13 protein-coding genes and 1 pseudogene are annotated in these 13,057 nt (G+C 69.2%); 10 read left to right on the plus strand and 4 right to left on the minus strand.

Annotated features, from left to right (window positions below):
- The first annotated feature begins 16 nt into the window (after positions 1–16).
- Entirely contained in the window at positions 17–418 is a 402-nt protein-coding gene (locus ACFYYB_RS34900; RefSeq protein WP_389440967.1) for an SsgA family sporulation/cell division regulator, read from the plus strand.
- A gap of 101 nt (positions 419–519) precedes the next feature.
- Here ACFYYB_RS34900 and ACFYYB_RS34905 read toward each other — a convergent pair whose 3' ends face one another.
- From ACFYYB_RS34905 to ACFYYB_RS34915, 3 genes are all read right to left on the minus strand, one after another.
- Positions 520–933: a TraR/DksA family transcriptional regulator gene (locus ACFYYB_RS34905; RefSeq protein ID WP_389440969.1), complete on the minus strand. Its 414-nt coding sequence runs from the start codon at positions 931–933 to the stop codon at positions 520–522.
- A gap of 249 nt (positions 934–1,182) precedes the next feature.
- Complete coding sequence (locus tag ACFYYB_RS34910; RefSeq protein WP_389440971.1) at positions 1,183–2,166, minus strand: anti-sigma factor RsbA family regulatory protein; 984 nt, start codon at positions 2,164–2,166, stop codon at positions 1,183–1,185.
- Positions 2,163–3,056 carry an MEDS domain-containing protein gene (locus tag ACFYYB_RS34915; protein WP_389440974.1) on the minus strand — a complete coding sequence of 298 codons (894 nt, stop codon included), beginning with the start codon at positions 3,054–3,056 and terminating at the stop codon, positions 2,163–2,165. The genes ACFYYB_RS34910 and ACFYYB_RS34915 overlap by 4 nt, the downstream gene beginning before the upstream one ends.
- Positions 3,057–4,777: 1,721 nt before the next feature.
- On the opposite strand from ACFYYB_RS34915, the pseudogene ACFYYB_RS34920 reads away from it, so the two are divergent.
- Both ACFYYB_RS34920 and ACFYYB_RS34925 read left to right on the plus strand, forming a co-directional pair.
- Positions 4,778–4,944, plus strand: a pseudogene (locus tag ACFYYB_RS34920) (PRC-barrel domain containing protein); the annotation flags it as partial.
- A gap of 111 nt (positions 4,945–5,055) precedes the next feature.
- Complete coding sequence (locus tag ACFYYB_RS34925; protein ID WP_389440977.1) at positions 5,056–6,102, plus strand: YihY/virulence factor BrkB family protein; 1,047 nt, start codon at positions 5,056–5,058, stop codon at positions 6,100–6,102.
- Positions 6,103–6,202: 100 nt separating this feature from the next.
- Here the strand turns inward: ACFYYB_RS34925 and ACFYYB_RS34930 are convergent, their stop codons facing one another.
- Complete coding sequence (locus ACFYYB_RS34930) at positions 6,203–8,446, minus strand: catalase (RefSeq protein ID WP_389440980.1); 2,244 nt, start codon at positions 8,444–8,446, stop codon at positions 6,203–6,205.
- Positions 8,447–8,902: 456 nt separating this feature from the next.
- Between ACFYYB_RS34930 and ACFYYB_RS34935 the strand changes: the two genes are divergently transcribed.
- The 7 genes from ACFYYB_RS34935 to ACFYYB_RS34965 all read left to right on the plus strand — a co-directional run bounded on the left by ACFYYB_RS34935 (position 8,903) and on the right by ACFYYB_RS34965 (position 12,946).
- Positions 8,903–9,271 (plus strand): PRC-barrel domain-containing protein, encoded by a 369-nt coding sequence (locus ACFYYB_RS34935; RefSeq protein ID WP_389440982.1) that lies wholly within the window; start codon positions 8,903–8,905, stop codon positions 9,269–9,271.
- A 127-nt stretch (positions 9,272–9,398) separates the two neighbouring features.
- The gene (locus ACFYYB_RS34940; RefSeq protein ID WP_389440984.1) at positions 9,399–9,815 is read left to right on the plus strand and encodes a phage holin family protein; all 417 of its coding nucleotides are present in this window, start codon (positions 9,399–9,401) and stop codon (positions 9,813–9,815) included.
- A complete protein-coding gene (locus ACFYYB_RS34945; RefSeq protein WP_389440986.1) occupies positions 9,812–10,291 on the plus strand; it encodes a DUF3618 domain-containing protein in 480 nt (159 codons plus the stop codon). The genes ACFYYB_RS34940 and ACFYYB_RS34945 overlap by 4 nt, the downstream gene beginning before the upstream one ends.
- Positions 10,288–10,554, plus strand: a complete 267-nt coding sequence (locus ACFYYB_RS34950) for a DUF4235 domain-containing protein (protein WP_389440989.1) — start codon at positions 10,288–10,290, stop codon at positions 10,552–10,554. The genes ACFYYB_RS34945 and ACFYYB_RS34950 overlap by 4 nt, the downstream gene beginning before the upstream one ends.
- A 469-nt stretch (positions 10,555–11,023) precedes the next feature.
- Entirely contained in the window at positions 11,024–11,665 is a 642-nt protein-coding gene (locus ACFYYB_RS34955) for a HemK2/MTQ2 family protein methyltransferase (protein WP_389440992.1), read from the plus strand.
- Positions 11,649–11,918 (plus strand): CDGSH iron-sulfur domain-containing protein, encoded by a 270-nt coding sequence (locus tag ACFYYB_RS34960; RefSeq protein ID WP_389440995.1) that lies wholly within the window; start codon positions 11,649–11,651, stop codon positions 11,916–11,918. Before ACFYYB_RS34955 ends, ACFYYB_RS34960 begins: the two co-directional genes overlap by 17 nt.
- Positions 11,915–12,946: an iron-containing redox enzyme family protein gene (locus ACFYYB_RS34965; protein WP_389440998.1), complete on the plus strand. Its 1,032-nt coding sequence runs from the start codon at positions 11,915–11,917 to the stop codon at positions 12,944–12,946. The genes ACFYYB_RS34960 and ACFYYB_RS34965 overlap by 4 nt, the downstream gene beginning before the upstream one ends.
- The last annotated feature ends 111 nt before the right edge of the window (positions 12,947–13,057 follow it).

Consider the following 13,057-nt stretch of genomic DNA (forward strand, 5'->3'; position numbering starts at 1 on the left):
CCCATCAATGTCCTGCGTGTCTGCTCTGATTGTTGTGCACCTCGAGACGGCGACGGGCCACGTGTATTTCCTTGCCCGCTTCTCGTACGACGGCGGAGACCCGTACGTGGTGCAGGCGGAGTTCTTGGACGGTGCCGACGTCCTGGCACGGTGGCACTTCGACCGGCAGATGCTGGCCGAGGGGCTCCACCGTCCGGTGGGGGAGGGCGACGTCGCATTCCGCCCCGCCCAGGGGTCCGGACGCGATGAACTACTCGTCGAACTGATGGGCCGGAGCCCCGATCAGCAGGACAGCGCCGTTGTCTTTGTGGATGCCCCCGTGCTGAGGGGCTTCCTGGACCAGACCTACGCAGTCGTCGCTGCCGGGGAGGAGTTCCTCGACCTCGACAGGCTTCTCGACGAGCTCCTGGCTCGCTGACGAGCCCGTGCGTCCGGCCAGAACTGCCGAGTGCCGTCTCTCGTGGACGTGGCGACAGCATGATCGGCGGTCAGGCAACGACCGGTGAGAGGCCGCCGGCATCATGTGGGGCGCGGGGGACGGCGCGGATCGGACCGGGCACAGAGCACACACGTGGTCGCGGCGGGCCGGATCTCCAGGCGCTCGGGCGGAATCATCGCGCCGCACCCCTCGCACTGCCCGTAGTCGCCCCGTTCGAGCCGTTCCAGCGCCTGGTCCAGCTCGTGCACATGCTCGTGCGCCCGCGCCATCAGGGAGGCCACATGGGCACGCTCGAAGGCCGTACTGGCCCCTTCGGGGTCGTGTTCGTCATCGACCGCGACCAGGGCGTTCGCCGCGACGATCCCGTCGAAGTCGCGCCCCAGCGCGGCCACCCGATCGAGGGTGTCGTTGCGGTCGGCCGTGAGGCGGGAGCGGGCAGCCGCCAAGGCGGACGGGCCGAGCTCTTCATGGTCGTACCGTGGCGCATCGCCCATGTGTGGGACAACGCCGGTCCGAGGGTCCCGATTCCCCTGGCCAGTCCCGCCCGAGGCCAGGCCGGCCTCTGCCCGGCCAGGGGCGGGACTGGACGACGCACCAGGTCCGATCCGTCGTCCAGAGCACTCGGTCATCCCGGACCTGGCCGGGGACGACGGCTGCGGCCCAGGGGAGGGGCGGTCAGCGAGTTCCCAAGGGCGACGGCACTACCGAGACGTTCGCTGTCGCCGACGGACCGACCGGGTGATTCAGGAAAGGTTCAGGTGGAGGCGAACGACCGTGGCCGGGGCGCCGGTGTGGACCTCGACCAGGTCGCACAACTGGCGCACGGTCCACAGGCCGTGCCCGCGGGGCAGACCGGGTTCCGGTGGCAGGTAGCCGAGCGTCCACCCGGTACCGGCAGGGAAGCGGTGGGGGCCGGGGTCGCTGATCTCGCAGATGACCTTGTGCCCCGTACGCCACACCGAGACTTCGCCCCGCCCTCCGCCGTGCTGAACGGCGTTGGTGGCCACTTCGTTGACGGCGAAAGTCAAACGCTCGGCCCCCTGAGGGGACATCCCCAGCTGCGCGGCATGCCGGGCGACGAACGAGCGCACGGGGTGCAAGTCGGTGGCGAAGCACATCGTGGCGTTGCTTCCCGGCGCGGGGACCGGTGACAGGTTCCGATGCCAGGCGGTGCCCTGGGGAGGGTCGTAGTGACCGCTCGTTTCGGCAGCCGGGCCGGTCACCAGTTGCGGGTGGGTACGGCGGGCGTCGGTGACGATCCGGTCGGGGACCGTCCGTGTGTCATAGGGGCAGACGATCCAGGCCGGGCAGTGGGCGAAGGCGAGGTTGATGACGGCCTCGTAGCGGGTCCACTCCTCGGTTTCCAACGCGTCGCGGCCGTGCCAGACGGGCTCACCGATCACGCGTACTTGGGGATGGCGCCCAGTGGCGGTGCGTTCGTCGACGTAACGGTAGTAGGCGCCGAGGGTGCTGCCAGGCGTCTGGTACCAGTCTTCGGCCGCGATGAACTGCACTGCGCCGGCCGCGCTGCCGAGTTGCTGACGCAGCAGGTCGATGTTGGCGGGTGTGGTGACGGCGAGCACTGCCTCGTCATGCTGGAGACCGTCCAGACAGAACGGGACGGTCGCGGCCAAGAACGCCTCGTCGGACCCGTAGACCAAGCCTTGGTGCACCAACCGAGGGGTCCGGTCGGGCTGCGGGGCGGTCACGTCGATCACGCTGCTCATGCCGAGGCTCCCGGGGAGGTGACGACCAGGGCGTCGTGCTGGTCGAAGCCGGCCACGGCTATCACCTGGCACAGCAGTGGGGCAAGTTCCACCACCCGCATGTGGCGGCCGGGCTCGTATTGCTCGGCGGTGTGCGCCAGAGCGCGCAGACCGGCCAGGTCGATGAATTCGAGCGCGCTCATGTCCACCCGTACGTCCCCGGCCCAGTCGAGGGTGGCGTCCAGAACCGCAGTCAGAGCGTCGGTGGTGCGGTAGTCCACGGTGCCGATCACACGCATCGTGCGGTCCCCTTCCGCGAAGGTGGGAACGATCCGCAACAGTTTGTCTTCGTAGAGCGGGGAGAGTTCCACGGTGCCCGGGTGGCAGTGGCCGTAGGTCTGCAGTTGAGTGGGGTGGAAGAGGCGGGCATCGTACTGGCAGACGGCCGAAGCAGGCTGTCCCTCGAAGACCGAACTGATCATGCTCTCGTATGCGGCGAGCTCGTCCGTGCCGCCGATCTCCCGTAGAGCCCAGCTCATTTCACCGCTGACCCGGAGCCCCTTGAAGCCAGAGGCCGCAGCGCTTGCCATCTCCTGCCGCAAGGTGGCCGCCATCGCCATGGCGTCGAAGCGTCCCGAAACCAGGTAACCGTCGCTGGCAGTGACCACCTGCAGCTGTCCGCTGGACAAAGCGGCGTCCGGATCCATCTGTGCCGACCGAAGCCAGTCGAGCACCGCGGCCGGCTTCTGCCGGTCGGCGAAATACTTCACTCGCTCACCGCGCTTCAAGCCATCGGACACGTAGGCGGTGACCACCCGGCGCTGCTCGGAATCGTCGGCGAACGCCAGACAGACGTGATCCCCATGGCCAAGGCTGTGGACCGGCCACTCCCTGCTGCCCTGCGAGATCATCGCTTCCTCACTGTCCGCCCCTGGCTCGCGAGCCCGCGTGGAAAGGCTTGTGCCACCGCCTGCGGGCGGTGTTCCAAGCCGTCGGTAACGATACCCGGTCCAGGTATGCCGTGTGACGCCGGATTCCCGCGGCGCAAGGGCCGAACGCGCAACGTCAAACGCCATTTTGAGAGCTGGGCGGAGCTGGTGGCCAGGGGCGCCGGTCGACGTCCACTTCGCGGCGGCGGCGTCCGGCCAGACCTTGTAGCTGCCCCACGCACGGGCCTTGTCGATGTCGGCGTAGCCGTAGTTCCGGCCAGGTCCCAGCCAAGGAGGGCGTTGGCGGGTCCCGGGTTGCCGATGTCCGTTGGGGCGCCACCGTCGACTCCACCATCGTTCGGGCCCACCAGCACGCCGCCAGGGTCGCCCGATTGGACGCCGGCCCTCACAGTCACCTACATGGCACCTGAGCAGCTATTCGGCCAAGGCGCGAGTATGGCCAGTGCCATCTACGCCCTGAGAGTGGCACTCCTCGAAGCACTCACGGGCCACCAGGAGTACCAGGGAACGCTGGTGGAGATAGGCATCGAGCGCCTCCTGCATCCGCCCCGGATACTCGCGCCGAACCCGAACGGTCGGCCGGAGCGACGCACGGCAGGGTTGAGCCCCGTCGGTATGGCGCCCGGTGGGCCCTCGTCGTGGCGAGTGTTGTTGGAGCCCGCCCGGGCAGGCCACCACTCCGACGGGTGTGGCAGGGATTCTGGCGTCCGCCCCCCACGGGACGCCGGCTGAAGGCCGGCGTTCTCGCGCGTGGAGGCCGGGGACGTAGACACAGGGGAGGAGCGGCAGCGAGCTCTCGACGTCGACCGCAGCCAAGGTCTCCGCTGCCCGTTACTGCGGCCCCGGTTAGTTTCGGTCGCCTTCGGTACGCGCTCGCTTCACGTGCGGCTCCTTGGACGGGACCAGGCCCAGCATCTCGAGGAGCGAGGCCAGGTCGCCGGGGCCGGTGGTACGGGACTCGATCACCTCTTGGGCGCGCTCGTGAGGGTCCGTGACGCCCGGGAAGGGGCTCCGGTGCCGGGGCCGGGCTGAGGCGCCCCCTCCGGACGTACTCTGCCGGTCGGGGCACTGGTACCCGGAAGCAGGCGCGCAGACGGCTACGGTGCCTGCGGCGCGGCTGAACCGTACGCGGCGTGAAACGACGTCAAGGGCCTCCGTCAGGAGGCGCGGGCCGAGCGAGTGCGGCCGAAGCGGCAAACCGACGGAGAACCGCAGGGCGTTGCGACGGCGGTCCGTCATGTGGTGCTCCCCGTCCTTCCGCTCGAGTCATGTTGGGCGTCAGCCGGATCCGTGCGGTCACTCCGGCTGCGGCGGCCCATCTGAGTCCATTCGGCAAACCACCAGGCACCAGCTATCACGACACCCCACACCAGTGCGCTGAGCAGAGCCATCCGCCAGGATGCGTCTTCACTCACTCGCTCGACACCCGTCAAGGCAGCCCAGCTGATGGCGAGTACAGCGATCGTACGAAAACTTCGGTGCCTGAACATGCGGCCCTCCTACCCCACCCGTGTGGGCTAAACGGAAGCCGCACTCGGCCGGTTGAAAATTGGTGGGGAGTGGCGGTGGATTTGCGCTACCGGGCGGGGTCGGACGTCGGGTGCAATGCGGCTGGACTTCAACGATCGACGGCCGTTTTCTATTTCCTTCCGTCTCCATAGTCGGAGGAGTTGTTTTTCGCACCCGCGGGCACGATCAGTCGGATCGACGCGAACGAAGAGAAGATCTATGTCGACCGGACGAAGGAGCAGATCAAGAACGCTCCGGAGTTCGACAAGGACAGGCACCTCGGTGATGCGGACTACCAGCGCCAGGTCGGCGCTACTACGGCGGACCGCACCGTCTGTAGCACGCGCGGACACCAAGCACTCGGGTCGCGGTGCCACGTCACACACGGCCCATGAAGTTCTCGGCTCGTCCTCACGGACATGAGTGAGGCAGCGCTGGACAGGCGCAGGGTATGACACGCACATCGAAGCCAGGCCCAGGTCAGGACGACAGGCGCGGGGAAACCGGCGCCGAGAGCACGGCGGGACCGGATCGGCAGGTGGAGGAGCGGGCGCCCGACCGGCCCACCGAGCTGCCGAAGCGTTCGTGGAAGGCGGTGCTGCGCGGCACCGTGGAGGAGTTCAAGGACGACGAGCTCGCCGACCGGGCCGCGGCGCTCACCTATTACGGGGTCCTGGCGCTCTTCCCTGCCCTGCTGGTGCTGGTGTCACTGCTGGGCATGGCCGGGGAATCGGCGACCAAGCAGGTTCTGGACAACCTGCAGCAACTCGCTCCCGGCTCGGCGCGGGACGTGGTCAGCGACGCCGTGCGGCAGCTCCAGGGCCATGCCGGGGTCGGCTCGCTCCTGGCGGTCGTCGGCCTGGTCGTCGCCGTGTGGTCGGCGTCAGGCTATATCGCCGCGTTCATCCGTACCTCGAACGCCGTTTACGACATGCCCGAAGGCCGCCCCGTGTGGAAGGTCCTCCCGCTGCGCCTGGCCCTCACTGTCACGCTGATGGTCCTGGCCTGCGCCAGTGCGCTGATCGTCGTCTTCTCCGGGTCGCTGGCCCGGCAGGCGGGCTCCGCGCTGGGAGTGGGGGACACTGCTCTGGCCGTGTGGTCGATCGCGAAGTGGCCCGTGCTGGTCCTCCTCGTCACGATCATGATCGCGATCCTCTACTGGGCCGCGCCGAACGCGAAGGGCCGCGGATTCAAGTGGGTGACGCCGGGCAGCTTCCTGGCGCTGGTCATCTGGATGGCCGCTTCGGCAGGCTTCGCGTTCTACGTCGCGAACTTCGCCTCCTACAACAAGACCTATGGCACCCTCGCCGGCGTCATCGTGTTCCTGGTCTGGCTGTGGATCACCAACCTTGCGATCCTCCTCGGCCTGGAGTTCGATGCCGAAATGGTTCGCCAGCGCGCGATCGCCGGCGGGCTGCCCGAGGACGAGGAACCTTACGTCGAACCCCGTGACACCCGTGCCTGGAGCGACGGCGACCGTCGGCGGATGAAGCACTGACCCTGCGCAAGGACAGGGGCCGCTTCGCGAGGGCGGTGGGAAGCACCGCCCTCGCTCAGAGCCCCTGGCACCGTGCCGGTACGGCCCGGCTGGGCCTGATTCAGACCGAGGTGGGAAACCGGTCCCAGGCGCGGTGTTCCCTCAGCCCCTGGGTGATGCCCTTGAGAGCGGCGGAGGGGCTGCCGGCGAACGCGATACCGGGGTCAGCCTCCCGGATGCCGGCCGCTTGCAGGGTGCGGGACGAGTCGTTCCAGCCGCCGATGGCCTTGCCGTGGCGGTAGGCCTCCGCGAGCAGCAGGAGGACTCGGGGGTCGGGGGCACCCGGTTCAGGGGCTCCGGCCTTGGAGTCGCGGGCGCCGTGGGCGTCGGCCGCGGCCGCGGGCGTGCCGGCGAGGAGGAGGGCGTCGAACTCGATGGAACGCGTGGCGGCGAACGTCCGCTGGACCGTGACCGGGTTCTTCCCGGTTCCGAGGGTGCCCCCGGTGGGGGCGATCACGAGCGGAACCATCCCGGCCTTCAGGACGGCGTCCCGCACGGTACGGACACCCTTCAGATCGGAATCGGCGTCGGCGACGATGCCGATGACCCGTCCGTCGAGCGGCCAGGTGCCACCGACTTGGGACAGCGCCGGGCTCGGGGCCGGGTCGATGAGGGGCCGGGCGGGGGCCGGCGCGGGAAGTCCGAGCCCGGTGGCCACCTCCTCGCACAGCTGCGAGTCGATGTTCGCCAGGACGGACAGGGCGCGTTCCTTGACGGCCTGCTCGTGGCACTTGGTGAGCTCGAAGGTGTACGCGGCGATGATGTGCTCGCGCTCGACCGGCGTCATGCTCAGCCAGAAGAGGCGCGGCTGGGTGAAGTGGTCGTCGAACGAGGCGGGAGCCTCGCGGACCTTGGACGCCGCGGCCAGCTCGACCGGCACCTCGATGAAGGCGCCCGTATCGGCACCGGCGAGGAAGGGGCAGCCTCCGTCGAGGCTGTTGGGCCGGTACGGCGCGGCCCCCGCGTGGACGGCGGTCTGGTGCATGCCGTCGCGGAGCATGTCATTGACGGGGGCGTGCGGGCGGTTGATGGGGAGCTGACCGAAGTTGGGGCCGCCGAGCCTGCTGATCTGCGTATCGAGGTACGAGAAGAGCCTGCCCGCGAGCAGCGGGTCGTCGGTGACGTCGATGCCCGGGACCAGGTGGCCGGGGTGGAAGGCGACCTGCTCGGTTTCCGCGAAGTAGTTCGTCGGGTTGGCGTTCAGCGTCATCAGCCCGATGGGCCGGACCGGGGCCAGTTCCTCCGGAACGAACTTCGTGGGGTCGAGGAGGTCGATGCCCTCGAAGGTCTGGTCCGGGGTGTCGGGGAAGGTCTGGATGCCCAGTTCCCACTGGGGGAACGCGCCCGCCTCGATCGCGTCGGCCAGGTCACGGCGGTGGAAGTCCGGGTCCATGCCGTTGGTGATCTGCGCCTCCTCCCAGACCAGGGAGTGCACGCCGAGCTTCGGCTTCCAGTGGAACTTCACCAGCGTCGTGGCGCCCTTGGCGTTGACGAGGCGGAAGGTGTGGACGCCGAAGCCCTCCATCATCCGCAGCGAACGCGGGAGCGCCCTGTCGGACATGTTCCAGATGGTGTGGTGGGTGGCCTCGGTGTGCAGGGACACGAAGTCCCAGAACGTGTCGTGCGCGCTCTGCGCCTGCGGGATCTCCCGGTCCGGATGCGGCTTCCCGGCGTGGATGACGTCGGGGAACTTGATCGCGTCCTGGATGAAGAACACCGGAATGTTGTTGCCCACCAGGTCGAATGTGCCCTCACCGGTGTAGAACTTCGTGGCGAACCCGCGGGTGTCGCGCACCGTGTCCGCCGAGCCGCGCGATCCGAGGACCGTGGAGAACCGTACAAAGACCGGCGTCTCGACGCCCTTCGCCAAGAATGCCGCCTTGGTGACCTTCCCCGCGGTGCCGTAGCCCTGGAAAATCCCGTGGGCGGCCGCGCCACGGGCGTGCACCACGCGCTCGGGGATCCGCTCGTGATCGAAGTGGGTGATCTTCTCCCGCAGGTGGTGGTCCTGCAGCAGCACCGGTCCCCGCGCGCCCGCCTTCAACGAATGGTCGCTCTCGTACAGCCGGGCCCCCTGCGCGGTCGTCAGGTACGCGCCGCCCTGCGCCACCGCGGCCTGGGGCGCGCCGGTGGGCTGTCCCGTGGGGCTGAGGGTGTCCGGGCCGTCCTGGTCCGGTTTCGGAGGCAACGGCTCGTGCGGTCGTGGGGCGGGTCGGCCGGACACGCCGGCGGAGCCGGCCTGCTTCTTCGGCTTGGCCGGCGCGGCCTTCTTCGCCGTGGCTTTGGTCGCCTTCTTCTGCACCATGCGTTGCGTCTCCTCGTGGACGGACTGCGGGGCCTGCGAGAGCTTCTGCCGTCTACCCGGCAGGCGACAGCCATGCCCCAGGGGTAAGCCTTCGGCTTCTTTTCGCCGCGGGCACGCCGAGTACACCCATCTCGGCTAAGAGCGGGCTGCGTGATCCGCGGCACGAGGGGAGCCGGAGAGCAGGTCGGCCATCACGTGACATCGAGGCTCCTTCGACGGCGGAACGCGACGCCGGTTCCTCAACCGCCTGAACGATGGCCTCGATACCGACTGATGGCGGGCTCCTGCGACCGTCGTGCCGAGTTTTCTTCAGTGACGCGGGCATGGGGTGCCGGGACAGGGGCAGGCGGGAGTCCATGCGGAAGGCGACGCCGTCCGCTGCAAGGCATCGGAAATGGAGGGGCGGCAGGGGGGATCCCCTTGCCGGCCTCCGCTTACCGGAGGAGTTGTTTTCGCGTGACTGAGCATGTGTGGAGTTACAAGTCCACCTCGGGCCACCTGGCCGGGACCGATCTGACCGGTTACAAGGTCGAGGCGGTCGACGGTGACATCGGCAAGGTGGACAAGCACTCCGACGAGGTCGGTGACGCCTACCTGGTCGTGGACACCGGGGTCTGGATCTTCGGTAAGGAGGTCCTGCTGCCGGCCAGCACGGTCCTCCGTGTCGAGCCGGAGGACAGGAAGGTCTACGTGGACCGGACCAAGGAGCAGATCAAGAGCGCTCCCGAGTTCCACCGGGTCAAGCACCTCGGGGACGCGGGATACCACGAGGAGCTGGGCACGTACTACGGCACCGGCGCCCCCTTCGGCGGCCGCCCCGCCTGACTCCCCGCGTGAGGGGGTCCGAACTCCGCGAGTTCGGACCCCCTCACGCATTTCCCCACCAAGGGTCGACGGCTTCCTGCCCAGCGGCATCCGGCTGATCGGTACTCCAGAAAGAAGGAATCGCCTCGTGAGCAGTACGGCTGAACGGCGACCGCCCACCGCGGACGAACCGGTGGGCGTGTTGGTCTCACGCGCATCGGAGCAGATCTCAGAGCTGGTCCGCGAGGAGATGCGGCTCGCCCGGGCGGAGTTGGGTGAGAAGGGCAAACGGTTGGGGAGGGGCGGCGGTCTGTTCGGCGCCGCAGCTTTGCTCGGTGCCCTGGTCGCACAGGCAGTGTCGGTGTCGGCCGTAGCGGCTCTGGCGCTGGTACTTCCCGTATGGGTGTCGGCTCTGATCGTCGCCGCAGTACTGGCAGCGATCGCCGGGGTACTGGCGTTGGCCGGCAAGAAGCAGATCGCACGGGCCGCCCCACCCGTGCCCGAGCAGACCGTGCACAGTGTCCAGGCCGATGTGGCCGAGATCAAGGAGAGGGCCCACCGATGACCAACCAGCCGAACCAGCCGAACCAGCCGAACCAGCCGAACCAGCCGAACCTGCCGGACCAGCCGGACCAGCCGGACCAGCCCCACAAGAGCGACTCCACCCCCTCGTCCGAGGAACTGCGCGATCGGATCGAGCACACTCGCGATGAGCTCGGCCAGACCGTCGAAGCACTTGCGGCCAAGGCCGACGTCAAGGCCCAGGCCAAGGAGAAGGCCGCCGATATGAAGGCGCAGGCCATGGACGTGGCGGCCGAGGTCAAGGCGCAGGCCCAGGACCTCACGGCACAAGCCAGGGAGAAGGCGTCCGTACTGACGGAGCAGACCGCGAATTTCGTGAAGGACAAGACACCGGCCCCGGTACTCGACGAAGCAGACCGGGTTGCCGCCAGGGCATGGGCCAACCGCACTCCGCTGATCGCCGTCGGAACGGCCCTGGTCGTCATCCTGCTGGTGCGTCGCGGCCGGGGGCGCAAGTGAAGGCGTCCAAGGTCGCGTACAAGCCGGTCGGGCTGGCACTGGGGGCGGCGAGCGGCATGCTCGCCGCGATGGCGTTCAAGCAGGCCTGGAAGGTGATCGAAGGGGAGGGCGACGCCCCGGACGCCACGGATGAGGACCGCTCCTGGAAGGAGATCCTCATAGCCGCCGCCCTCCAGGGCGCGATCTTCGCTGTCGTCAAGGCGGCCGTCGACCGGTCCGGGGCCGTCGCGACCCGGCGGGTCACGGGCACCTGGCCGGGGTAGACCTCCGCGGCGACTGGCGGGGGACCCGAAACGGGCGACCGGAGAACCCTCGCGGAAAGCGAGGGAGAACCGCTCCCCGAGCCGGGACCGGACCGAATGCGCCGCCGAAAAGACCGCCCTGTGGGAGATGGGATCATTTCCATCCACGGTCGTCGCCGCATCGGGGAATTTTCATCCGGGAAGTCATGCTCCAGCTCCTTCCGGCCGCATGCGGGCGCACCGATTTCTCAATGAAAATCGCTCTCCCGTATGGGGGACGGCGGGCCGGCTATCGGTCTGGGGAAATCGTGGAAACGGGGGTCCGTTCTCGTCCGATCGTCCGAAGATCGTCGATTTCGCGGATGGGAAGCTCACGTCGGGGCAGGCGCAGTACCTCATGAACCCTTTGGCTCGAACGGGGGCCGGGGTAACACCGGAGGTGCGGGTGCCCAGTACTGCTCTATCCCTGTCCCCATTTCCTGCGCGTCTCATGGCTTTGCCGGGCGTCTATCCGCCGCAGGCGGACACCCGCCTGCTCGCCGAGGCTCTGGCCCACGAGGATCTCGGGCCCGGCACGGACCTCCTGGAAATCGGGACGGGGAGCGGCGCCCTGGCCCTCCACGCGGCGACCAGGGGCGCTCGGGTCACGGCCGTCGACGTGTCCTGGCCGGCGGTGGCCACGGCCCGGCTGAACGCCTGGATGCGGCGGCTTCCCCTGCGGGTCCTGCACGGAGACTTCGCGACACGCGCGGCGGGGCGCAGCTTCGACCTGGTCGTCTCCAATCCGCCGTACGTCCCCGCTCCCGAGAGCCGACTGCCCTCGCGCGGGCCGGCGCGGGCCTGGGATGCCGGACGGGACGGGCGCGCGGTCATCGACCGGATCTGCGCGGACGCCCCGGCCCTGCTGCGATCCGGAGGGATTCTGCTCATGGTCCACTCGGGGATGTGCGGTGTCGGAGAGACCCTCGGCCGACTCACGGGGGCGGGGCTCGCCGCGGAGGTCACCCTGACGGCCACCGTGCCGTGGGGACCGGTACTGAGCTCGCGGCGGTCCTGGCTGGAAGGCCAGGGCCTGGCGGCAGAGGGCGAGCAATGGGAGGAACTGGTGGTCATCCGTGCCCGGCGCCCCTGACGACACCCCCGACATCTGCCCGGGCTCCGAGACTGTGGCGGTCGCCCGCAGGGTGGTGGTCGAGCCCCGGGGCCCGGTGCTGGTCGAGGGCCCGGTGGAGATCGTCCTGGACGACGGGACGGTTGCCCGGTCCGACCGGTTCATGGTCGCGGTGTGCACCTGCCGCCGCAGCCGTACGTACCCCTGGTGCGACACCAGCCACCGCCTCCGCGAGCGAGCCGAGTCACCGGCCGAAGACAGGGAGCAGCGATGACCTTGACGACCCCGCCCGGCCCGAGCACCACCACGACCCCCGCCGGCCCCCGCCTCGTCGAGGGGCGGGGCGAGCTCTCCGACGCCGTGGTCCGGGCCTTGGGGTCGGGTGCCCCGCCCGCGTACACCCCCGGCGCGGTACTGAAGGCCGATCCGTGGGGCGAAGACCTCCAGCTCGCCCTGTACCTGATGTACGAGCCCCACTACCGGGGCTTCGAGGGCGTGGACGACGCCCGCGAATGGGACCCGGACCTGCTGCGCATGCGCCAAGCCCTCGAAGCCCGCTTCCTGCACGCCCTGCGAACCGAGCTGGCCGACGCGCCTCGCACCGTCGAGGACGCCTTCGCCCCGCTCCTCGTAGAACCCGTGGACCTCTCCGACAGCCTCAGCCACCACCTCGAAACCGAGGGAGAGCTGTGGCAGTTGCGCGAGTACGCGGCCCTGCGCTCCCTCTACCACCTCAAAGAGGCCGACCCGCACGTGTGGGTGATCCCCCGGCTGACCGGCCGTGCGAAGGCCGCGATGGTGGCGATCGAGTACGACGAGTTCGGCGCCGGCCACGCCGACCGCATCCACGCGAAGCTCTTCGCGGACCTCATGACCGATCTCGGGCTGGACCCGACGTACGGCCGCTACCTGGACCAAGCCCCGGCGCCGTTGCTCGCGACCGTGAACCTGATGTCCCTCTTCGGCCTGCACCGGGCGCTGCGCGGCGCGCTCGTCGGTCACTTCGCGTGCGTCGAGGTCACCTCGTCCCCGGGATCCCGCCGCCTGGCCAAGGCCATGCGGCGCTGTGGAGCCGGGCCGGCCGCCGAGCACTTCTACGCCGAGCACGTGGAGGCCGACGCCGTGCACGAGCAGGTCGTACGCCACGAGGTCATCGGTGGTCTCCTCGCGGAGGAACCGGACCTGGAGGAGGACATTGCCTTCGGCTGCGCGGCGACCGGCCTCCTGGAGGACCGTCTGGCGACCCACATCCGTACGGCCTGGCAGCACGGGCACAGCGCCCTGCGTGAGCCTCTTCCCTAGCCAGGAGCGGGATCAGCCGGCCATGCGTGCGCCGGTACCGGGGCGGTCCGCCTGTGTGTTTGCGGGCCGCGATCCGGGTCAGATGAGGAAGGGCAAGGAGTTCCCCGCCCC

Source organism: Streptomyces sp. NPDC002886 (assembly GCF_042888445.1).
In the GTDB taxonomy this organism is placed as follows: Bacteria; Actinomycetota; Actinomycetes; order Streptomycetales; family Streptomycetaceae; genus Streptomyces.